This window comes from Aeromonas sp. 1HA1 (assembly GCF_029237385.1).
Lineage (GTDB): Bacteria > Pseudomonadota > Gammaproteobacteria > Enterobacterales > Aeromonadaceae > Aeromonas > Aeromonas popoffii.
The window spans coordinates 54,134-76,162 of record NZ_JAACGC010000010.1; the positions used below are offsets into that span (position 1 = coordinate 54,134).

23 protein-coding genes and 1 pseudogene are annotated in these 22,029 nt (G+C 58.1%); 16 read left to right on the plus strand and 8 right to left on the minus strand.

From position 1 onward, the window contains the following. The first annotated feature begins 8 nt into the window (after window positions 1-8). Window positions 9-692: a response regulator gene (locus GWQ22_RS05485; protein ID WP_275929691.1), complete on the plus strand. Its 684-nt coding sequence runs from the start codon at window positions 9-11 to the stop codon at window positions 690-692. Between the two features lie 4 nt (window positions 693-696). Here the strand turns inward: GWQ22_RS05485 and GWQ22_RS05490 are convergent, their stop codons facing one another. Beyond that, entirely contained in the window at window positions 697-1,824 is a 1,128-nt protein-coding gene (locus tag GWQ22_RS05490) for a multidrug effflux MFS transporter (RefSeq protein ID WP_275929692.1), read from the minus strand. Window positions 1,825-1,916: 92 nt separating this feature from the next. On the opposite strand from GWQ22_RS05490, the gene GWQ22_RS05495 reads away from it, so the two are divergent. Continuing rightward, a complete protein-coding gene (locus tag GWQ22_RS05495) occupies window positions 1,917-2,741 on the plus strand; it encodes a helix-turn-helix transcriptional regulator (RefSeq protein ID WP_275929693.1) in 825 nt (274 codons plus the stop codon). Here the strand turns inward: GWQ22_RS05495 and GWQ22_RS05500 are convergent. Beyond that, window positions 2,671-2,904: a hypothetical protein gene (locus GWQ22_RS05500; protein WP_212514622.1), complete on the minus strand. Its 234-nt coding sequence runs from the start codon at window positions 2,902-2,904 to the stop codon at window positions 2,671-2,673. The two genes, GWQ22_RS05495 and GWQ22_RS05500, sit on opposite strands and share 71 nt — an antisense overlap. 292 nt (window positions 2,905-3,196) lie before the next feature. On the opposite strand from GWQ22_RS05500, the gene GWQ22_RS05505 reads away from it, so the two are divergent. After that, the gene (locus GWQ22_RS05505; protein WP_042037133.1) at window positions 3,197-4,450 is read left to right on the plus strand and encodes a valine--pyruvate transaminase; all 1,254 of its coding nucleotides are present in this window, start codon (window positions 3,197-3,199) and stop codon (window positions 4,448-4,450) included. Between the two features lie 91 nt (window positions 4,451-4,541). Here the strand turns inward: GWQ22_RS05505 and GWQ22_RS05510 are convergent. Both GWQ22_RS05510 and GWQ22_RS05515 read right to left on the minus strand, forming a co-directional pair. Continuing rightward, a pseudogene (locus GWQ22_RS05510) lies at window positions 4,542-4,943 on the minus strand (Hsp20 family protein); the annotation flags it as partial. Between the two features lie 92 nt (window positions 4,944-5,035). Then, window positions 5,036-5,449 (minus strand): Hsp20 family protein, encoded by a 414-nt coding sequence (locus tag GWQ22_RS05515; protein ID WP_042037136.1) that lies wholly within the window; start codon window positions 5,447-5,449, stop codon window positions 5,036-5,038. Window positions 5,450-5,731: 282 nt separating this feature from the next. Between GWQ22_RS05515 and GWQ22_RS05520 the strand changes: the two genes are divergently transcribed. From GWQ22_RS05520 to GWQ22_RS05535, 4 genes are all read left to right on the plus strand, one after another. After that, entirely contained in the window at window positions 5,732-6,502 is a 771-nt protein-coding gene (locus GWQ22_RS05520; protein WP_275929694.1) for an MBL fold metallo-hydrolase, read from the plus strand. A 98-nt stretch (window positions 6,503-6,600) separates the two neighbouring features. Beyond that, window positions 6,601-6,765, plus strand: a complete 165-nt coding sequence (locus GWQ22_RS05525) for a hypothetical protein (RefSeq protein WP_275929713.1) — start codon at window positions 6,601-6,603, stop codon at window positions 6,763-6,765. Window positions 6,766-6,830: 65 nt separating this feature from the next. Then, window positions 6,831-7,535, plus strand: coding sequence for a YafY family protein (locus tag GWQ22_RS05530; protein ID WP_275929695.1), 705 nt, complete (start codon window positions 6,831-6,833; stop codon window positions 7,533-7,535). A 69-nt stretch (window positions 7,536-7,604) separates the two neighbouring features. Further along, window positions 7,605-7,982, plus strand: a complete 378-nt coding sequence (locus GWQ22_RS05535; protein ID WP_275929712.1) for a VOC family protein — start codon at window positions 7,605-7,607, stop codon at window positions 7,980-7,982. A gap of 112 nt (window positions 7,983-8,094) precedes the next feature. Here the strand turns inward: GWQ22_RS05535 and gyrB are convergent, their stop codons facing one another. Genes gyrB through dnaA form a run of 4 tightly spaced genes read right to left on the minus strand, consistent with a single transcriptional unit; the run spans window position 8,095 to window position 14,104 of the window. Beyond that, the gene (gene gyrB, locus GWQ22_RS05540; RefSeq protein WP_042037145.1) at window positions 8,095-10,509 is read right to left on the minus strand and encodes a DNA topoisomerase (ATP-hydrolyzing) subunit B; all 2,415 of its coding nucleotides are present in this window, start codon (window positions 10,507-10,509) and stop codon (window positions 8,095-8,097) included. Further along, complete coding sequence (gene recF, locus GWQ22_RS05545) at window positions 10,506-11,609, minus strand: DNA replication/repair protein RecF (protein ID WP_275929696.1); 1,104 nt, start codon at window positions 11,607-11,609, stop codon at window positions 10,506-10,508. Before recF ends, gyrB begins: the two co-directional genes overlap by 4 nt. A 2-nt stretch (window positions 11,610-11,611) precedes the next feature. Next, window positions 11,612-12,715 (minus strand): DNA polymerase III subunit beta, encoded by a 1,104-nt coding sequence (gene dnaN, locus GWQ22_RS05550; protein ID WP_275929697.1) that lies wholly within the window; start codon window positions 12,713-12,715, stop codon window positions 11,612-11,614. A gap of 18 nt (window positions 12,716-12,733) precedes the next feature. Next, the gene (gene dnaA, locus GWQ22_RS05555) at window positions 12,734-14,104 is read right to left on the minus strand and encodes a chromosomal replication initiator protein DnaA (protein WP_043135284.1); all 1,371 of its coding nucleotides are present in this window, start codon (window positions 14,102-14,104) and stop codon (window positions 12,734-12,736) included. A 311-nt stretch (window positions 14,105-14,415) separates the two neighbouring features. On the opposite strand from dnaA, the gene GWQ22_RS05560 reads away from it, so the two are divergent. From GWQ22_RS05560 to mioC, 9 genes are all read left to right on the plus strand, one after another. Next, window positions 14,416-15,174, plus strand: coding sequence for an amino acid ABC transporter substrate-binding protein (locus GWQ22_RS05560; RefSeq protein WP_275929698.1), 759 nt, complete (start codon window positions 14,416-14,418; stop codon window positions 15,172-15,174). Beyond that, window positions 15,175-15,843 (plus strand): amino acid ABC transporter permease, encoded by a 669-nt coding sequence (locus GWQ22_RS05565; protein WP_157013389.1) that lies wholly within the window; start codon window positions 15,175-15,177, stop codon window positions 15,841-15,843. A 12-nt stretch (window positions 15,844-15,855) separates the two neighbouring features. After that, a complete protein-coding gene (locus GWQ22_RS05570; protein ID WP_275929699.1) occupies window positions 15,856-16,590 on the plus strand; it encodes an amino acid ABC transporter ATP-binding protein in 735 nt (244 codons plus the stop codon). A 270-nt stretch (window positions 16,591-16,860) separates the two neighbouring features. Further along, a complete protein-coding gene (gene rpmH / locus GWQ22_RS05575; protein ID WP_005307156.1) occupies window positions 16,861-16,995 on the plus strand; it encodes a 50S ribosomal protein L34 in 135 nt (44 codons plus the stop codon). Continuing rightward, window positions 16,995-17,354: a ribonuclease P protein component gene (gene rnpA / locus GWQ22_RS05580; RefSeq protein WP_042037151.1), complete on the plus strand. Its 360-nt coding sequence runs from the start codon at window positions 16,995-16,997 to the stop codon at window positions 17,352-17,354. Before rpmH ends, rnpA begins: the two co-directional genes overlap by 1 nt. Further along, window positions 17,321-17,569: a membrane protein insertion efficiency factor YidD gene (gene yidD, locus GWQ22_RS05585; protein ID WP_010635605.1), complete on the plus strand. Its 249-nt coding sequence runs from the start codon at window positions 17,321-17,323 to the stop codon at window positions 17,567-17,569. Before rnpA ends, yidD begins: the two co-directional genes overlap by 34 nt. Window positions 17,570-17,574: 5 nt before the next feature. Further along, window positions 17,575-19,221 (plus strand): membrane protein insertase YidC, encoded by a 1,647-nt coding sequence (yidC, locus tag GWQ22_RS05590; protein ID WP_042037152.1) that lies wholly within the window; start codon window positions 17,575-17,577, stop codon window positions 19,219-19,221. A gap of 99 nt (window positions 19,222-19,320) precedes the next feature. Further along, window positions 19,321-20,682: a tRNA uridine-5-carboxymethylaminomethyl(34) synthesis GTPase MnmE gene (gene mnmE, locus GWQ22_RS05595; protein ID WP_275929700.1), complete on the plus strand. Its 1,362-nt coding sequence runs from the start codon at window positions 19,321-19,323 to the stop codon at window positions 20,680-20,682. Between the two features lie 541 nt (window positions 20,683-21,223). Next, complete coding sequence (mioC, locus tag GWQ22_RS05600; RefSeq protein ID WP_275929701.1) at window positions 21,224-21,673, plus strand: FMN-binding protein MioC; 450 nt, start codon at window positions 21,224-21,226, stop codon at window positions 21,671-21,673. Window positions 21,674-22,029 lie beyond the last annotated feature (356 nt).

Consider the following 22,029-nt stretch of genomic DNA (forward strand, 5'->3'; position numbering starts at 1 on the left):
GAGGCTAGATGGCTCATATCCTGGTCATTGATGATGAAGCGGCGATCCGCCGCTTTCTGCGGATCAGCCTGATCGCCGAGGGGCATCAGGTCAGCGAGGCGGTGGGCGTCAATGAGGGACTGGAGCAATATCGCCACCTCAATCCCGATCTGGTGATCCTCGATCTCGGCCTGCCGGACGGAGACGGCATCCAGATTCTGCAGACGATTCGTGAGCACCATCAGCACCCGGTACTGGTGCTGTCGGCGCGGGATTCGGAGCAGGAGAAGGTACGGCTGCTGGACGCAGGCGCCAACGACTACATGAGCAAGCCGTTCGGCATTGGGGAGATGATGGCCCGCATCCGCGTCTTGCTGCGCCAGCGAGTCGGGGTCAGCAGCGGTGAATGTCGCCACTTCCCCCAATGCGGCCTGACCCTGGACGCCAGCAGCCACAAAGTGACCATGAGGGATGAAGAGATCCCCCTGTCTCGCAAGGTGTTCGCCCTGCTGCAGGCGCTGGTGTGCCACCCCGGCAAGCTGGTGATGCAGACCCAGCTGCTCAACGACATCTGGGGACCGATCCACAAGGAAGACACCCACTACCTGCGCATCGTCATCGCCAGCCTGCGCAAGAAACTGGGGGATAATCCCCAACAACCCCGTCTGATCGAAACCGAATCCGGCATCGGCTACCGTTTTATCGGCAACTGATGTTTCACGTGGAACGCCGTCCGCTGCACAGTACGGCCACCATGCCACAGCCAAGGAGCAGCATACCCAGATCCTGCAAAGTGGCCGCCAGCGCCAATCCCAGGCTGAGCAGCAGGTAGTAGGCCAGTCCGAACAGGGCACCGGCGCTGCCTGCTACCTCCCGATAGCCCAGCAAGGCCTGACTCAACACATTGGGGATGGCAATCCCAAAAGCCACCACGACGCCCATCATGGGCAGCAGGAACCAAAGCGAATCCTGACTCGTCCAGACCAGCAGCACGGCAACCAGCGCCAGCACGCAAGCCAGCCTGACCAGAGATGACGGCTGCCAACCTCTCCCCAGCAGATGCTTGTTCAGCAGGCTGCCGATCAGAGTCGCCAGCGCCAGCAAGATCCCCGAGTAGCCAAACTCGCTGGCACTCAATCCCAATTCGGCAAACAGGAAGGGTGCCAGGCTGTAGTAACCAAACAGCATGGTATTGAACAGGGAGACCAGCACAGCGCAGCACCATAGCCCACCATCCTTCATCATCCGGCACGCCAATGGCCAGAGGGCAACCCGAGTGGTTATCGCAGGACGGGTTTCCGGCAACCGCCAACGGGCGATCCCCCCCAGTATCAGAGCCAGCAACAGCAAGCCACTGAAGACACCGAGATAGCCAAACTGCTCGGCCAACAAGCCGCCGCTCACCAGCCCCAACACCGGGCTCAGGGAGAGCGCTATGCCCATCACCGAGAAGACCCGCGCCAGCTCGCTCCCCTGATAGCAGTCGCGCAGCATGGTCTGGGTCACCACAGATCCCACTGCAGCGCCAAAGGCAGAAATAACCCGGGCCAGCAGCAGCACCTCAAACCGATTGGCCAGCAGCGCCAGCAAGGTGCCGGCGCCATAGGTGAGCAGACCCGCCAGCATGGCGGGACGCCGCCCGATCAGATCACAGAACCGCCCCCAGCAGACCACCCCCACCGCAAACGCCAGAAAATAGACCGACAAGGTCTGGGATGCCTGTCCGTCGCTCACCCGAAACTGGGTAGCGATCTGGGTCAGTACCGGGCTGTAGATGGTCTCCACGATCTGGGGAAACATCATCAATCCCACCACCAGCCAGAGCGGTGGCAACTTGTTGTTCATGACAAACCTCCTTCACAAGAGGTCGCCATTCTAGAGAGATGCCGATTGTCTGATTACAATAAGCAGGACTATAAACATCAAAAATCGGACATATGGCCTTTATTCTTCCCGATCACCCTTTTGACCCTGATCAGCTGACGGGCAGCGTGATCGGCATTGCCTCCGCGCTCGGTTGGCACGACTCGGGCCTGCATCAGCATCAACGCCATCAGCTGCTGTTTGCCCAATCCGGCTGCATGACCATGGAGCTGGAAGGTCGGGTCTGCCTGCTGCCTCCCACCCGCGCCGCCTGGCTGCCGGCGGGCACCGCCCACCGGATATTAATGCGTGGTGTGGTGGCCTACCGCTCCCTCTACTTCCAGCCGCACCCCGAATTGCCCGGCACGGTGGAGGTGCTGGCGGTCAATCCGCTGCTGCACGAACTGATCGAGCGGATGGCGCTCTGGCCGTGGGACAAACCGCAAGCAGAGCAGCAGCGAACAGTGGCGCTGTTTATGGAGGAGTTGGGGCTGGCGCCGCGAGAATCGTGGCAGTTGCCGCTACCGACAGATCCCAGACTGGGCGGCTGGCTACAGCAGTTGAAACGGGGAGATGCCCTGCCCGAGCGGCTCAACCGGCTGGCCGAACGGGTGGGTGCCAGTGACAAGACCATTGGCCGCATCTTCATACGGGAGACCGGCATGAGCTATCAGGCATGGCGTCAGCAGTGGCGGCTGTTGCGCGCCATGGAGTTGCTGGCAGAAAGCGAGCCCATCAGCCGGATTGCCGCTGCGCTGGAGTTCTCCAGCGACAGCGCCTTCATCAGCTTCTTCAAACAACATACGGGGCAGACTCCCCTGCGCTATCTCAGCTCTCGGGGTGAGTCGCCACCGCCTGACTCGTCTCCACCACCAGGGTATCCAGCGCCAGCGGCTTGAGGTTGTGCAGCGCATCCTGCACCACGGCATGGGATGCCTGCTGCAGCTCGCTCTGCACATCTTGCTCCAGCTTGGCACTCTCCAGCTCGGGTCTCGGGTTGTCGTTGGCCATCACGTTCAGGCTCAGGGCACTCACAATCAGGGTGGCTATCAGGGTTTTCATCTGGTTTGCTCCGGTGTGGTTGAGATGACCAGCTAGCTATTCCAATTGTTGTGCCAACCCTCAAAAAATACATAACATGATGATTTTGTTTAAATTTACCATCTAGCGATACCAAAATGAGTCGCAAAATGCATCCTGCTCGGTCATTTTAAAACCAACAGTTGGTGCTTTTAACCACGCTTAAACTTTTGGCCATGTTCCACGTGGAACGTCCCATTTTTTTGATCGACACCCGCTTTTAAACTGAGCTATGGTGCTACATCCCCGTAACTGACTCTGGATCCGTCACCGAATGGAATTTTCCTTGTTCGGCGAGAAGTTCACTCGCCACGCCGGTATTACCCAACTCATGGATGACCTCAATCAGGGGCTGACCAATCCGGACGCCATCATGCTGGGTGGCGGTAATCCGGCCCCCATCCCCGCCATGCTGGAGCGCTTTCAGGCCGAGGCCAAAACCCTGCTCGACAACGGCGAACTGGTCAAAGCCATGGCCAACTACGATGGCCCCCAAGGCAAGGACAGGTTCACCAAGGCGCTGGCAGCCCTGCTCAGCAAAGAGCTGGGTTGGGATATTTCGGCCCGCAATATCGCCCTGACCAACGGCAGCCAAAATGCCTTCTTCTATCTGTTCAACCTGCTGGCTGGCGAGTTCGCCGATGGCCGCAAGAAGAAAGTGCTGTTCCCGCTGGCCCCTGAATATATCGGCTACGCCGACTCGGCCCTCACCGATGACTACTTCGTGGCGTACAAACCCACCATGGAGAAGCTGCCCGATGGCCAGTTCAAATACCATGTGGATTTCGAAAGCCTGCAGGTGGGCGACGATATCGGGGTGATCTGCGTCTCTCGTCCAACCAACCCGACTGGCAACGTGCTGACCGATGACGAGATAGAGCACCTGGATCAGATCGCTCGCGACAAGGGCATTCCGCTGCTGATCGACAACGCCTACGGCGTGCCCTTCCCGGGCATCATCTTCAGCGAAGCCAAGCCGTTCTGGAACGCCAACACCATCCTCTGCATGAGCCTCTCCAAGCTGGGCTTGCCGGGCACCCGCTGCGGTATCGTCATCGCCGATGAGAAGATCATCCAGGCCATCACCAACCTGAGCGGCATCATCAACCTGGCGCCGGGCAGCCTGGGGCCAGCCATTACCATCCCCATGATCGAGAGTGGCGAGATCATCGCCCTGAGCGAGCAGGTAGTGAAACCCTTCTACCGGCAGAAGGCCGAGCTGGCGGTAGCGCTGCTGCGTGAAGCGATCCCGGATCCGCGCTTCCACATCCACAAGCCGGAAGGCGCCCTCTTCCTCTGGCTCTGGTTCGAAGACCTGCCCATTCACTGTCAGGAGCTTTACGAGCGACTGAAAGCGAAGAACCTGCTGATAGTTCCGGGTCACTACTTCTTCCCCGGCATCGACGACCCCGAGTGGCGCCACAGCCAGGAGTGCATACGCCTCAACTACTCCCAGAGCGAGGAGCTGGTGCGCCGTGGCATCGCCATACTGGCGGACGAGATCAACGACCTCTACGGCAGCAACTAACCTGCGAGCCAAAAACAAAAAGGCCTGCAATCGCAGGCCTTTTCATTTCCCATGGCTTAGTTTGGCAGCGCCAGTGGCTCGGCTTTGCCGATGGGATGGCGCGAGGCTTGAGCGCCTCCGGCAGTTCGCGGGCCAAGTCGATGATCAGCAGACCATGCTCGAGCTTGGCACCCTGCACCTCAACGTGCTGACTCAGCTTGAAGGCGAGCTTGAAGTCACGCTCGGCGATACCCTGATCGAGGAACTGGCGCTCACCGGCAGCTGCCTTGCACCCCTTCACCTTGAGGGTGCCATTTTCGGTTTCCAGCTCCAGCTCTTCGCGCTCGAAACCAGCCACAGCGACCGTGATGCGATAGCCGTCGTGATCGCGCTTTTCAATGTTGTAAGGGGGGTAAGCGGCGGTCTTCTGATCGAACAGACCTTCCAGCTCACGGGCCATCCGCTCGAAGCCGACGGCATTGGAATGGAGATGAGAAAAATCGAGGTTACGCATAATCCTATCCTTCTAACAAGCAACAGGTTTGGTTCTCCACAGGCCCGTCATCGGCACCCGGGAAATTTGAAAATCGCAGTGAATTCGGGCTATCAGCCGTTGATCTCGATCTTGCGCGGCTTCATCGCCTCGGGCACTTCACGCACCAGCTCGATATGCAGCAAGCCGTTTTTCAGGTCCGCCCCTTTTACCCGCACATAGTCGGCCAGCTGGAAGCGGCGCTCGAAACCCCGTTCGGCTATGCCCTGATACAGATAGTTGCGGTCGGTCTCGGCCTGCTTGTTACCCTTCACCGTCAGCAGATTTTCCTGGAAGCTCAGCTCCAGCTCTTCCTGGGTAAAACCCGCCACCGCCATGCTGATGCGGTAGTCGCTGTCACCCAGTTGCTCGATGTTGTAGGGGGGATATCCGGCATTGCCATTGCTGGCCGCAGATTCGATGAGATTGGCCAGACGATCGAAACCGATGGCAGAACGATAGAGCGGAGAAAAGTCGATAGAACGCATAGTATTACCCTCTTATGAGCGATAACGGATGGTTTGCCCTCCTGTCGGACGGGCGTCTGGTCGAAACCTCTGTCGAGCGTTCCGGCCTTGTTACCTATATAGGGGCCCAGTTTTTTGCTTTCAAGGGGGATTCTTTCAGATTTTTTAAATGGCCGCGCCGACCTTTAGATCATCAGCCTATTGGCCCGATAGTGATGATAATCGACCCGTGGGCCACTGATGGCTGGCCGAACCATCCACCATACTTGGTTGCATATCCACCAACCAACATGGAGCCATCCCATGAATATTACCCAGGTTCGCAACGCCACCCTACTGCTCGACTATGCCGGCACCCGCTTTCTGATCGACCCCATGCTATCTGCCAAAGGGGCCTTCCCCGGCTTTGAGGGCACCGCCAGCAGCCAGCTGCGCAATCCGCTGGTCGAGCTACCGCTGCCGATCGATGAACTTGTCGATGTGGATGCTGTTATCGTCACCCACGATCACCCGGATCACTGGGATGACGCCGCCAGAGCACTGATCCCCAAGCATCTGCCACTGTTTGTACAACATCAGAAAGATGCTGACACCATACGCGCCAGCGGCTTTAAAGATGTGCGCCTGCTGAGCGAGCAGGCCGAATTTGCCGGTATTCGCCTGCAGCAAACCGGTGGCCAGCACGGCAGCGATCAACTGATGGCGGTACTGGGCGAACGCATGGGGGAAGTGTGTGGCGTGGTTTTCTCCCACCCCTCCGAGAAATGCCTCTATCTGGCCGGTGATACGGTCTGGAATGCGCAGGTAGAGCACGCTCTGCAACAGCACCAGCCCGAAGTGGCCATCCTCAACTGCGGCGATGCCCAGGTGCCGGGGCTCGGCGCCATCATCATGGGCAAGGAGGATGTCGCCGCCGTTTATCAGGCAGCGCCGCAAGCCACGCTGATCGCCAGCCATATGGAGGCAGTCAACCACGCCCTGCTGTCACGCAAGGAGCTGCGCGACTATCTGGCGAAACAGAGCATGATGGATCGGGTGCGGGTGCCGGAAGATGGCGAGGTGATATCGCTGTGATCCGCAGGAGGGCGGAGGGCCATGCCAGACATGGCCCTTCGGCTTTCACTGCCGAACGCTTATGATGAGGGGTCTGTGCGCAGAGAGGAGACAACACCATGCCCACCCCGATCATTGCCGTGGTGACCTTCGATCACTTCAGCCCTTTTCACTGCGCCATCCCCTGCCTTATCTTCGGCAATATCCTGGCCGAGCTGGTCGGCTTCAAGAGTGCCACCTCCCCCGGCGAGTGGCGACGCTCTTTTCGTGGTAACAACCCTTAATGACGCCCGCTGTACCCGCTCACCCCGCTATGGCAGGCTAACCAGAGATCCCGAGGAGTCATACCATGTCCCGTTCCGAACGCCTGCTGGCCCTGCTCCAGCTGCTGCGCGGCCACCGTTACGCCATCACCGGCACAGAGCTGGCCAGCCAGCTTGGCATTAGCCTGCGCACCCTCTACCGGGATATGGCGACCCTGCAGGCGCAAGGCGCCCATATCGAGGGAGAACCGGGGATCGGCTATGTGCTGCGCCCCGGCTTCATGCTGCCACCGCTGATGTTCAGTGAAGAGGAGCTGGAAGCGCTGGTGCTGGGTTCCCGCTGGGTGGCCGAACATACCGACAGCGCCCTGAGTGCCGGTGCCCGCAGTGCGTTGGCCAAGATAGAGGCCGTGCTGCCCGACGAGTACCGCCAGCAGCTCCACGCCAATACCCTGCTGATCGGCTCATCCCGCCACGACGCCTGCACCGATGAAGCCCCCCTGCGCAGTGCCATTCGTCAGCAGCGCAAGATAACCCTGAGCTACCGCGACCTGAGGGAAGCGAGTTCCGAGCGCACCGTCTGGCCATTTGCCCTTGGCTACTTCGAGCAGGTGCGGGTACTGGTGGCCTGGTGCGAGCTGCGGCAGGACTTTCGCCATTTCCGGGTGGACCGCATCAGCCAGCTGACACTGGAGCAGACAGGCTATCCCAGGAGCCGGGCTATCTTGCTCAAGGAGTGGCGCGCCGCCCAGCAGATCCCGCAACCAACATTCATTGCTGACAGAAACTGACAGCAGGTAGCGCCATGCTGACGAGGTCGGCGCAGATGCGCCCTCCCCGAATCAAGGAGCGTCACCATGTTGTTAGTCCCGTCATTCACCATTCTCTATGTCGCCAATCCTGCTCTCAGCGCCCTCTTCTATCGCGAGCTGTTTGGTCGTCCGCCAGTAGAAGAATCCCCCACCTTTGCCATGTTCGTATTTGAATCGGGGGCAAAACTGGCGCTCTGGTCCAGTGCCACGGTCGCACCCGCCGTTACCCAGAGTGCTGGTGCCATGGAGCTGGCCTTCCTGCTGCCAGATGAAGCCAGTGTTGATACGGGCTTGGCCGAATGGCAGGCGCGCGGCCTGACCATCATCCAGCAGCCGAGCCGAATGGAGTTTGGCTATACCGGCATGGCGCTTGACCCCGATGGTCATCGCCTGCGCCTCTACTGCCTGGCTCCGGAACTGGGCTAAGTCGGTACCATCAACACCAAGGCGGTTTCACGTGGAACGTACGATTTCCCCGCCCCTGAAAACGAGAAAAGCCGCTCACAAGGAGCGGCTTTTTGCTGTCTGACTGCGTCAATTAGACGTCGAGGTTGGCCACGCGCAGGGCGTTGGTCTCGATAAAGTCACGACGGGGCTCTACTGCATCACCCATCAGGGTGGAGAAGAGCTGGTCGGCACCGACGGCATCGTCTATGGTGACGCGCAGCATGCGACGCGCTTCCGGATCCATGGTGGTTTCCCACAGCTGGTCCGGGTTCATCTCGCCCAGCCCTTTATAGCGCTGGATGTAGATGCCGCGCTTGCCTTCGCCCATCAGCCAGTCGACCGCTTCCACGAAGTTGGCAACCGGCTTGACCTTCTCGCCACGCTTGATGAAACCGCCTTCCTCGATCAGGTTGGCGATCTCCTTGCCAAGTGAAACAAGCTGACGGTACTCACCGGACTGCAGGAAGTCGTAGCTGATCGCGTATTCACGGTCGACCCCGTGCTGACGCACCACAGCATGGGGGACGAACAGACGACGCTCTTCATCACGACGCACCTGGATCTGGTACTGGATACCGTGGTTGCTCTCGTTGAGCACGGCCTCCATGCCCTGACACCAGGCCAGCAGGTCGCTCTCGCTGGCCAGCAGGGTTTCGTTCAACTCAGGCTGATAGATAAGCTGAGTCAACACGGCATCCGGCGCCCGACGGGACATACGGGTGATCAGGTGAGACACGGCACGGTGCTGGTTGACCAGACGCTCCAGCGCCTCGCCACCGATGGCCGGGGCAGACTCGTTGACGTGCAGGGTTGCACCATCCAGCGCCATGGCGGTCTGGTACTGCAGCAGTGCATCTTCGTCTTTCAGATATTGCTCCTGCTTGCCCTTCTTGACCTTGTACAACGGCGGCTGGGCTATGTAGATGTAGCCACGCTCGATGATCTCCGGCATCTGACGATAGAAGAAGGTGAGCAACAGGGTACGGATGTGCGCACCATCGACGTCAGCATCCGTCATGATGATGATGTTGTGGTAACGCAGCTTGTCCGGATTGTACTCGTCACGACCGATGCCGCAGCCCAGAGCGGTGATCAGGGTGCCCACCTCTTGCGAGGAGATCATCTTGTCGAAACGGGCCTTCTCCACGTTCAGGATCTTGCCCTTGAGCGGCAGAATAGCCTGGTTCTTGCGGTTGCGACCCTGCTTGGCGGAGCCGCCAGCAGAGTCCCCTTCCACGATGTAGAGTTCGGAGAGGGCCGGGTCTTTCTCCTGGCAGTCTGCCAGCTTGCCGGGCAGGCCGGCGATGTCCAGCGCACCCTTGCGGCGAGTCAGCTCGCGCGCCTTGCGGGCCGCTTCACGGGCACGGGCCGCATCGATGATCTTGTTGACCACTATCTTGGCATCGCCCGGGTTTTCCAGCAGGAACTCGCCAAGCTTCTCGCCCATCGCCTGTTCAACCGCAGTCTTCACTTCGGAAGAGACCAGCTTGTCCTTGGTCTGGGAGGAGAACTTGGGATCCGGCACCTTGACCGAGATGACCGCAATCAGACCTTCACGCACGTCGTCGCCGCTGGCGGCCGACTTGGCCTTCTTGCTGTAATCCTCTTTGTCCATATAGGTGTTGAGGGTGCGGGTCAGCGCGGTCCGGAACCCTACCAGGTGAGTACCACCATCCCGCTGCGGGATATTGTTGGTAAAGCAGTAAACCCCTTCCTGATAGGCATCGTTCCACTGCATGGCGACTTCGACGCCGATGCCGTCCTGCTCTATGGAAAAGTGGAACACCTTGGGGTGGATCGGGGTCTTGTTCTGGTTCAGGTATTCCACGAAGGCCTTGATACCGCCCTCGTAGCAGAAATGCACCTCGCGGCCATCCCGCTCGTCCTGCAGACGGATGGAAACACCGGAGTTGAGGAAGGAGAGCTCGCGCAGACGCTTGGCCAGGATCTCGTAGTGATACAGGGTATCGGTAAAGATGGTCGGGCTCGGCCAAAAGCGCACCTCGGTACCCGTGCCACTGCTGCTGTCGCCAATCTGCTTGAGCGGCGCCTGCGGCTCACCCAGGTGATAGGTCTGCTCGTAGACATGGCCGTTGCGACGAATGGTCAGCAACAGCTTGTCAGAGAGGGCGTTAACCACTGAGACGCCCACGCCGTGCAGGCCACCTGACACCTTGTAGGAGTTGTCATCGAACTTACCGCCAGCGTGCAGCACGGTCATGATGACCTCTGCGGCGGAGCGGCCCTCCTCTTCGTGCATGTCTACCGGGATACCCCGGCCGTTGTCACGCACGGAAACGGAACCGTCAGAATGGATCTTGACCAGAATATCGGAGCAGTAGCCAGCAAGAGCCTCGTCAATGGAGTTATCGACGACCTCAAACACCATGTGGTGCAGACCTGAGCCATCATCCGTATCGCCGATGTACATCCCCGGGCGCTTGCGGACCGCATCCAGGCCCTTCAGTACCTTGATATTCGAGGAGTCGTAAGTATTTTCACTCATAGCTTACTCTCTGCCTTCTCTAACGTTTCGGAGATCTTGCCTTGTTCCACGTGGAACAACTTGCAGTCATTCGCATCCATCATGTCTGCGAGCTGACCGGTATCGATGGCGGTGATAAACACCTGGGACGCACACCGCTTCAGCCTTGCGGCCAGCAAGCGGCGCTTGTCGACATCCAGTTCAGAGGCAAAATCGTCAATTAAAAAAATACAGCCACGGCTGCTATGTTGATTCAAATAGAGCCCTTGGGCCAGTCGCATGGCACAGACCAACAACTTCAGCTGACCCCTGGACAAAATATCCTGAGCGGGCACACCATTCGCCTTGAGTCGCACATCGGCCTTCTGTGGGCCTACCCCTGTGTAACCCAACGAACGATCCCGCTCAAACCCCGCCTCCAGCAAGTCGCCGAGGGGAGTGTCTTTCTCCCAGCCCCGATAGAAACCGAGACTGATGTCGAATTCCGGCAGAAAATCTGCCGTCATCTCCTTGATCAGGGGCGTAATGGCCTGACAATAGCTCGCACGGAACATGGCCAGTTCCCCCCCGAGCCGCACCAGCTCCTGATCCCAGAACGCCAGCTGGCGATACTGGGTACTCTGGCGCAGCAGGGCGTTGCGCTGTTTCAACAACCGCCGCACTCGTCCCCACAGGGAGAAAAAGGTCGGTTCCTGATGGAAGACCCCCCAATCCAGCCAGGCCCGGCGAGCCTGGGGACCGCCCGTCAGCAGGTTGAAGCCATCAGGATGGATCAACTGCACCGGCAACAGCTCGGCCAGATCGGCCAGTCGCTGGGCCTGGGCCCCGGCGATCTTGAGCTGGGTCTCGCCACTCTTGTCCTTGGCGAGTCCAATGGGTACCTGACGCCCCTCCAGTTCGCACTGGGCAAACAGGGTAAAGGCCCGCTCCCCTTGGCGGATGACCCGCCCGGTCAGGTGAGTACGAAAGGAGCGACCAAGGCCAAGGTAGTGAATGGCTTCCAGCACGCTGGTCTTGCCACTGCCATTGCACCCGACCAGGATGTTGAGGCCGGGGGACAGCTTGAGACTGGCCTGCTGGATATTGCGAAAGTCGCTGAGCTGGAGTTTGACCAGGGCCACGACTAGATCCGCATCGGCATCACCACATACTGAGCATCCTGATGATCAAAATCCTCAATAATGGCACTGCTGATGGAATCGCTCAGGCTAATCCGAATTTGGTCACATTTTAACGTATTCAGCACGTCCAGCACATAAGAGACGTTGAAACCTATCTCCATCTCGCTGGCATCGTATTGTACGTCAAGCAGCTCTTCGGCTTCTTCCTGTTCCGGATTGTTGGCGGTAATGCGCAGCAGGTTTTCCTGCAGATTGAGACGCACTCCACGGAATTTCTCGTTGGAGAGGATGGCCGCACGGGCAAATGCCTGACGCAGATCCTCACGACCGGCGATCAGGGCCTTGTCGCTGTTGCGCGGGATAACCCGGCGCCAATCCGGGAATCGGCCATCCACCAGCTTGGAAGTGAAGATGAAGCCGTCCAGCGCAGCGCGCAGGTTGCTGCGACCGATCTGCAGCCGTACCGGCTTGTCCTCCGCTTCCAGCAGACGCACCAGCTCCAGCACACCTTTACGGGGCAGGATAACCTGATGATCGGGCAGCGATTCTTCCACTACCTCGCGACGGCAGGTCGCCAAACGGTGGCCATCAGTCGCCACGGTGCGCAGGCCGTGGCCCTCGCTCTCGAACAGCATGCCGTTCAGGTAGTAACGCACGTCCTGGCTGGCCATGGAGAACTGGGTGGCATCGATCAGCTTCTTCAGCTCCAGCTGGCCGATGTCGAATTCGAGCACGGATTCCCAATCCTCGATATTCGGGTATTCGCTGGCCGGTAGAGTCGACAGGTTGAAACGAGAACGACCGGAACGGATGATCAGGCGCTCGCCTTCGGTGTTGAGGCGGATGTCCGCCCCTTCCGGCAGGCCGCGACAGATATCCAGCAGCTTGCGCGCCGGCACTGTGGTGCGGCCATCCTGGCTCTCATTATTGAGATAGACCTGACCTATCATCTCAACTTCCAGGTCAGTCCCGGTCAGCGACAGCAGACCCTGGCTGACATCAAGCAGCACATTGCCAAGGATCGGCAGGGTCGGCCGGCCACCCAGGGCACCGGACACCAGTTGCAGAGGACGTAACAGGGCCTCACGGCTAATTTCGAGCTGCATCTGTGCTCTCCGTTCTTATCAGGAGGAAAGGGTTCGGATCAGGTTGGAATAGTCTTCCTTGATGTCGTGGCTCTCCTCCTTCAGCTGCTCGATCTTGCGGCAGGCATGAAGAACGGTAGTGTGGTCACGGCCACCAAAGGCATCACCTATCTCCGGCAAACTGTGGTTGGTCAGCTCCTTGGCCAGTGCCATCGCCAGCTGGCGTGGACGGGCAACGGAGCGTGAGCGGCGTTTTGACAGCAGATCCGCCAGCTTGATCTTGTAGTACTCCGCCACCGTCTTCTGGATATTGTCGATGGTGACCAGCTTCTCCTGCAGCGCCAGCAGATCGCGCAGCGCTTCGCGCACGAAATCGATGTTGATGGCACGACCGGTGAAGTTGGCATTGGCGATCACCCGGTTGAGGGCGCCTTCCAGTTCACGGACGTTGGATCGCAGACGCTTGGCAATGAAGAAGGCCACTTCGTCCGGCAGGTGGATCTGGTTCTCATCCGCCTTGCGCATCAGGATGGCGACACGGGTCTCCAGCTCCGGTGGCTCGATCGCTACCGTCAGGCCCCAGCCGAAGCGGGACTTGAGGCGATCCTCGACACCATTGATCTCCTTCGGATAGCGATCCGAGGTCAGGATGATCTGCTGGTTACCTTCGAGCAATGCATTGAAGGTATGGAAGAACTCCTCCTGGGAGCGCTCCTTGTTGGCAAAGAACTGGATGTCATCGATGAGCAGGGCATCGACGCTACGGTAATAACGCTTGAACTCTTCAATGGCGTTATTCTGCAGCGCCTTCACCATGTCCTGCACAAACCGCTCGGAGTGCATGTAGATGACTTTGGCGTCTTTCTTGCGCTCCTTGATGGCGTTGCCAACGGCGTGCAGCAGGTGGGTCTTGCCCAGACCGGTACCGCCATAGAGGAACAGCGGGTTGTAAGCGCCACCCGGGTTGTCGGCTACCTGACGGGCAGCCGCACGGGCCAACTGGTTGGACTTACCCTCGACGAAGTTCTCAAAGGTATAGTTCACGTTGGTGTTGCTTTTGTGGTTCGGCTCAGGCTTGGCTTCAGCCTTGCTTTCCCAGCTCTTCTGCAAGTTATTCACAGGCGCAGCACCCCGCGCCGGCGCTCTTGCGACCGCGACAGGATGGGGACGATTACCTATATCAAAACGCAGGGTGGGGCCGTCGACCCCACAGAGTTCGTTGATGATGCCATTAACCCGGATGAGATACTTGTCTCGTACCCAGTCCAGAACAAAGCGATTCGGTGCATACAGGGTCAGAGTATTGTCACTCAACTCCGCTTGAAGCGGCCGGATCCACATGCTGAATTCTGCCGAGGGCAACTCATCTTGCAGCCGGTTAAGGCACTGCTGCCATAGCGAAGCAGTCACTCTAAACTCCCGTCAATTGATTAACTAAAGACCGGCTATTCTACGTTTTTAGCGGCTGGATCTCTAGCTGCCACCTAGCGGATCCAGCAAATAAGATCCTTGACTTTCAAGGATCCAGCACCGCTGGATCTGATTTCATCCCCAAAGTTACCCACAGCCTGATCCATCCTGAATGGCATCAAAGATCCAGACCTGAACCGGTTATTTTATATAACCAAATATCATTTATTCTTTGGCTTTTATTCCAATAACATCAGCGCACATTCAGTGATTACAACTAAAAATACAGAACAACAGAGAGAGGAATCCCCATGACATCATCCATCAAGCTGGTCTCCGGTGCCGCCATTCTGCTGGCAGCCCTGTCCGGTCAAGCCATCGCCCAGGAAACCATCAAGGTCGGCATGTCCGGCAAATATTTCCCGTTCACCTTCGTCAAGCAGGACAAGCTGCAGGGCTTTGAGGTGGATATGTGGAACCAGATTGGTGAGCGCACCGGCTATAAAGTCGAGTTCGTGACCGCCAGCTTCTCCGGCCTGTTCGGCATGCTGGATACCGGCCGCATCGATACCATCTCCAACCAGATCACCATCACAGACGAGCGCAAGGCCAAGTACGCCTTCTCCCAGCCCTATGTCTATGACGGCGCCCAGATAGTGGTCCGCAAGGGCAACAGTACCATTCACGGCATCAAGGATCTGGAAGGCAAGAAGGTCGCTGTCAACCTTGGCTCCAACTTCGAAGAGCTGCTGCGCAAGAACGACCCGAACAAGAAGATCGATATCCGCACCTATGACTCCAATTTCGAGCAAGATGTCGCCCTGGGTCGCATCGATGCCTTCGTGATGGACCGCGTCTCCACCGCCCAGCTGATCAAAGAGTCCAAGCTGCCGCTGCAACAGGCCGGCGCACCTTTCGAGACCATCGAGAACGCCCTGCCCTTCCTGAATACCCCGGAGAAACAGGTGCTGCTGAAGAAGGTGGACGACGCCCTGACCGCCATGCGCAAAGATGGCACCCTGCGTCAAATCTCCGAGAAATGGTTCGCTTCCGACATCACCGACAAATAAATGATGGAATTTGACCTCGAGTACACACTAGGGCTGTTCCCCATCCTGCTCAAATACCTGGGCACCACGATGGAAATGGCCCTGTGGGGATTCGTCTTGGCACTCGTATTGTCGCTGACCCTGGCGATAGTACGGGTGTTTCGCATCCCTGTGATCCACTGGCTGGCAATGCTCTATATCTCGTTCTTTCGAGGTACTCCCCTGCTCGTCCAACTGTTCCTGCTCTATTACGGACTGCCGCAATTGTTCCCCATCTTCGTGGGGATGGATGCCTTTACCGCCGCCATCGTCGGACTGACCCTGCACTTCGCTGCCTACATGGCCGAGTCGATCCGCGCCGCCATTCTGGGCATTCACAAGAGCCAGATGGAAGCGGCTCTCAGTATCGGCATGAGCCGTTACCAAGCGATGCAAAGGATCATATTGCCGCAGGCGGCCCGCATAGCAACGCCGTCGCTGATGAACTACTTCATCGACATGATCAAAAGCACCTCGCTGGCATTCACCCTGGGCGTAGCAGAGATCATGGGCAAGGCGCAGATGGAAGCCTCCTCCTCCTTCAAGTTCTTCGAGAGCTTCATGGCGGTGGCCCTAGTCTACTGGGTGGTGGTCATCATCTTCACCCGCTTGCAGCACCTGCTGGAAGTTCACCTGAACCGAGCCTATTAAAGGAGGTCTGCGATGATCAAATTAACCGGCCTCTCCAAGGCATTTCAGGACAACAAGGTGCTCAACAGCATAGATCTGGAGGTCAGGAAGGGGGAGATAGTGGTCATCATAGGTCCCTCCGGGACCGGCAAATCGACCCTGCTGCGCTGCCTCAACCTGCTGGAAACCCCGGATGCAGGCTCCCTTGCCATCGATGACCTGCAGCTGGACCTGGCCAACGCCAGCGAGCAGCAAGCCATTGAGCTGCGCAAACGTGCCTCCTTCGTGTTCCAGAACTACGCGCTGTTCGCCAACAAAACGGCGCTGGACAACATAGCCGAGGGGCTGATCACCGTCTGGAAGCAGCCGAAGGCTGAGGCTCGCACCACAGCCCTCGGCATCCTCAAGGACATCGGGCTTGCCGACAAGCAGGATGCCTACCCGGCGTCCCTCTCCGGCGGCCAGCAGCAACGGGTCGGCATCGGCCGCGCCATGGCGGCTCACTCCAAGGTCATTCTGTTCGATGAGCCCACCTCGGCCCTCGATCCCGAGTGGGTCGACGAGGTACTTGGGTTGATGAAGGAACTCGCCCGCCAGCACCAGACCATGGTAGTGGTGACCCATGAGATTGAATTTGCTCGTGATGTTGCCGATCGGGTGATCTTCATGGAGGGGGGCCGGATCGTGGAACAGGGCCCGCCGGATCAGATATTGGTCGATCCCAAGGATCCCCGCACCCGGGAATTCTTGCGAAAAGTGCTTAAATAGCTCTCTCTTTTGGCGGCCTTGCCGCCTTTTTTATTGGAGGATCCTTGTTTAACCCCGGGTTGCCAGTATAATCCGGAGCCCTTGATCCTCCGGATCCTGCCAGCTTCTCCTGCTTACTTATGAGTCAGGGCAAGATGAGAGGGAACGGTGGATTGACTAAAAGCCGAACTCTGTTTAGAATTCGGCCTCTTTTGCTAGTCGTCACACGCTATAGCTGGCGCGTCGGCTAAGTGTGACAATCAAAACTGTACAGAAATACGGAATCGAATCATGAAACGTACTTTTCAACCGTCCAACCTGAAGCGCAAGCGCTCTCACGGTTTCCGCGCCCGCATGGCAACTGCCAACGGTCGTAAAGTTCTGGCCGCTCGTCGTGCCAAGGGTCGTGCCCGTCTGGTAGTTTAATGCCAACGCCGCACACCTTCTCTCGGGAGTTACGTCTGTTAACTCCCGAACACTTCAAACGCGTTTTCGCCGAGCCTGTCCGGGCCGCTTCTCCGCAAATTACTCTTCTCGCCTGTCCCAACACCCTCGAACATCCCCGTCTTGGCCTCGCTGTGCCCAAAAAAGCACTCAAGCGTGCCGTCTGGCGTAATCGTGTCAAACGAGTGGTCCGGGAAAGTTTCCGCCTCAATCAAGCCAACCTGCCCGCTATCGACATCGTCGTGATCGCCAAGGGCGGCGTCAAAGAGATGGACAACGAGGAGCTGTTCAAGTTACTGGAAAAGCTATGGCGCACTCTGTCACGCCGTTGCAATGGGTAGCTGTCAAACTGATACGCCTGTATCAGCTAATCATTAGCCCTCTGCTCGGGCCGCGCTGCCGTTTCACGCCAACTTGTTCCCAATTTGCGATAGAAGCAATCCGACTTCACGGTTTCATAAAAGGCGTTTGGTTAGCCAGCAAACGTCTATTAAAATGCCATCCCTTATCCGAGGGTGGTTATGACCCGGTTCCGCAACCAAAGCGAAGAAACTGAAGACTATGGAATCACAACGCAATCTCATCCTGATCGGTTTGCTGTTCGTGAGCTTTCTGCTCTGGCAACAGTGGGAGTCTGACAAGGCTCCGAAGCTGGCCCCGACTACCGTGGCCCAAACCGAACATTTCGTACCTGAAGCCGGTCAGACCGGTGATATTCCTCAGGTTTCCGAGCAAACCAACACGAACGCCGCACGCAAGCTGATCACCGTCTCCTCCGACGTGCTCAAGCTGACCCTGGACACCCAGGGCGGTGACATAGTGTCTGCCGAGCTACTGGCCCACAAGCAGGAAGAAGGCCAGGATCAACCCTTCGTCCTGCTGACCAGTCAGCCTGACCGCCTCTATGTCGCCCAGAGCGGCCTGGTAGGTCGCGACGGTCCTCACAGCCAGGTCCAAGGTCGTCCTACCTATGAAGCCACCCAGACCAGCTACCAGCTGGCCGATGGTCAGGATCAAGTCGTCGTTCCGATGACCTGGACCGACAGCAAAGGTGTGGTCTTCACCAAAGAGTTCGTGCTCAAACGTGGTGACTATGCGATTGGTGTCGAATACAAGATCGACAACAAATCCACCGAGCCGGTCCAGGTACAGTTCTACGGTCAGCTGAAGCAGACCATGACCACACCCAAGGATCAGGAAGGTCACGCCATGGTAGCCAGTGCTTACCGTGGTGGCGCCTTCTCCAGCGAAGATAGCCGCTACAAGAAGTACACATTCGGCGATATGAAGGATGCCGACCTGAACAAGACCACCAAAGGTGGTTGGGTCGCCATGCTGCAACACTACTTCGTCTCTGCCTGGGCACCGAATGCCGACGATATCAACAGCTTCTACAGCCGCGTGATCCCTGGTAAAGACCAGGCCATCATCGGCTTCAAGGCGCCGCTGGTAGACGTGGCTGCAGGCGAGCAGGCCGAAGTGACCAGCACGCTGTGGGTGGGTCCCAAGCTGCAAGACGAGATGTCCAAGGTGGCAAACCACCTCGACCTGACCGTCGACTACGGCTGGCTCTGGTTTATCGCCCAACCGCTGCACTGGTTGCTGACCGTGTTCCACGGTTTCGTCCAGAACTGGGGTCTGGCCATCATCATGCTGACCCTGCTGGTGCGCGGCATCATGTTCCCGCTGACCAAGGCCCAGTACACCTCCATGGCCAAGATGCGCATGCTGCAGCCCAAGCTGGCCGCACTGCGTGAGCGCTTCGGTGACGATCGCCAGAAGATGTCTCAGGGCATGATGGAGCTGTACAAGAAGGAGAAGGTCAACCCGCTGGGTGGCTGTCTGCCGATCCTGGTCCAGATGCCGATCTTCATCGCCCTTTACTGGGCCCTGATGGAATCTGTTGAGCTGCGTCATGCGCCATTCATCCTGTGGATCACCGACCTGTCGGTGAAGGACCCCTTCTTCGTGCTGCCAATCCTCATGGGTGCTTCCATGTGGTATCTGCAGAAGATGAGCCCGACCACGGTGACAGACCCGATGCAGCAGAAGGTGATGCAGTTCATGCCGATCATCTTTACCTTCATGTTCCTCTGGTTCCCGGCTGGCCTGACCCTGTACTGGTTGGTGAGCAACCTCATCTCCATTACCCAGCAGACCATCATCTATCGTCAGCTGGAGAAGAAAGGCCTGCACACTCGCAACTGATGCGCAGCTAATCTTCCCCCTGATAACAAAAGAGGCGGCCTTGGGGCCGCCTTTTTTATTACAATGTCCCCCAATTACCGAGCAAATGAGCCAAGCAAGATGACAACAGATACGATCGTGGCCCAGGCCACCGCGCCCGGCCGTGGCGGCGTTGGCATAGTCCGGGTCTCAGGCCCCGCCGCCGAACAGGTCGCCGAGATAGTGCTCGGCAAGCGCCCGCGGGTGCGCTACGCCGAATATCTGCCGTTCAAGGATGAGCAAGGCCAGCCGCTGGATCAGGGCATTGCCCTGCTGTTCAAGGCCCCCAACAGCTTCACCGGCGAGGATGTGCTGGAGCTGCAGGGTCACGGTGGCCCCGTCATCATGGACATGCTGGTGCGCCGTATTCTGCAGATAAAGGGGCTGCGCCCTGCCCGTCCCGGCGAGTTCAGCGAGCGCGCCTTCATGAACGACAAGCTGGATCTGGCCCAGGCCGAGGCCATCGCCGATCTGATCGAAGCCTCCAGCGAACAGGCCGCCCGCAGCGCCATGCACTCCCTGCAGGGGCAGTTCTCCAGCAAAATCCAGCAACTGGTGGAGAGCCTGATCCGGCTGCGCATCTATGTCGAAGCCGCCATCGACTTCCCGGACGAGGAGATCGACTTCCTCTCCGACGGCAAGGTGGCTGGCGATCTCTACGCCATCATGGGGTCACTGGACGGTGTGCGCAGTGAGGCCAAGCAAGGCGCCCTGCTACGAGAAGGGATGAAGGTAGTGATAGCCGGTCGGCCTAACGCAGGTAAATCCAGCCTGCTAAATGCCCTGGCAGGGCGCGAGTCCGCCATCGTCACCGAGATAGCCGGCACCACCCGCGACGTGCTGCGCGAGCACATCCACCTGGATGGCATGCCGCTGCACATCATAGATACCGCCGGTCTGCGCGACACCCAAGATCAGGTGGAAAAGATCGGCATCGAGCGTGCCTGGGCCGAGATAGAACAGGCCGACCGTGTGCTCTTTATGGTGGATGGCACAACGACCGATGCTATCGACCCGCGGGAAATCTGGCCGGAATTTGTTGATCGGTTGCCAAAAAACATCGGCCTCACTGTGGTGCGCAACAAGGCCGACCTGACCGGCGAGGATCTGGCCCCTCGCAATGAGCTGGGTCACGCCGTCTACCGCATCTCCGCCAAGACAGAGCTGGGGCTGCCCGCCCTGCGCGACCACCTGAAAGCCTGCATGGGCTTCCAGGGCAACACAGAGGGGGGCTTCATGGCTCGCCGCCGCCACCTGGATGCGCTGGAGCGCGCCGCCGAGCGGTTGCTGGTGGCCAAAGATCAGCTGGAAATCTATGTCGCCGGTGAACTGGTGGCCGAAGAGCTGCGTCTGGCGCAGGAGTCACTCTCGGAGATCACCGGCGAGTTCAGCTCCGACGATCTGCTGGGTCGCATCTTCTCCAGTTTCTGCATCGGCAAATAAGTCGGTACGGCAAACAGTAAAAAGCCCGGGTTCTTCCCGGGCTTTTTTTGTGCGTTTTTCATCCTAAAACCGAGAAGCGGCGCAGACACCACATGAAGTAAGCGCCCCCTAACAGGGTGGAAACCAACCCGACCGGCACCGCCTGCGGAAAGAGGATCTGCTGGCTGATACCATGAGCAAAAACGGCCTACGATGGAGCAATCAGCACGCCTTTAATCAGCCAAACGGGGTTGTCTGATGCCAGCTCGGCCGCATGGATGATCGAAGACAATGAACAGCAGAGGCATTGTTTGTACATAAAACAACCCATGTAAAACCCAAACCATAAACCTGATTTCAGCAATAGTGCACGCGCCACAACAGAAAAGGGACTCGTAAGGTAACCACTATTTAGGAAGAAATTCAGAGAGGCTGCAGAAAGATCGCCGGGATTGATCCGGCGGCATTATCTGGCTGGATCCATTATCCCCAAGCTTTATCCATATTTATCCACACCCTTTGGCGGTAGAATCCGGGTTCCGCATTTTTCAGGATCCATTCCATGGCCAAACTCAATCTCGTCGTCGGCTCCATGCTGGGCGCCGCCGAATATGTCGCAGACCACGTCGCCCATCTGCTGGAACAAGCGGGCCATCAGGCCGAGATCCACAATCCGGCCAAGCTGGTCGAGGTGCTCGCCGAGCCGGACGCCATCCTGCTGGTGGTCACTTCCACCCACGGTGCCGGCGACATACCCGACAACCTGCAACCCTTCGCCAAGGATCTTGCCGAGCAGCATCCGGATCTTAATGCCTTGAAATATGGCGTGATCGCCCTCGGCGACAGCAGTTATGACACCTTTTGTCAGGGTGGCAAGACGCTGGATCGGCTACTGGCAGAGTGCGGCGCCAGCCGGATCGGGGATCGTTTCGACATCGATGTCACCCAACACGAGATCCCGGAAGATGCCGCCGAAGCCTGGATCCAGAGCTGGATGCCGTTGATCGCCTGATCAGGGCCAGGGAGATCCTGCAGAAAAGCCTTGATCTCCCCGTTTATCCCCCGATCGCTATCCACCAGGTTATTAACAGATTGATCCTGACAACTTGTTCTACATGTTTACCCACAACGACCGGGGGTAATGTGTATAACTACCGTGTAAAGCTCTGCAAAACCTATAGTTATCCATGTATGAGATCCAGCCCGCTAGCCGCCTGTGTATAAAAGCACTGGTTATCCCCCTGTTCACGGGGCCAGGATCCAAGCTTTTCCACAAGCTGGGATCGCCTTTAACCAGATGATCTTTATGATCAAAAAGCGCTTATCAACAGAAATGGTGGATCCTAATAAAAGATCCAATAAAAGATC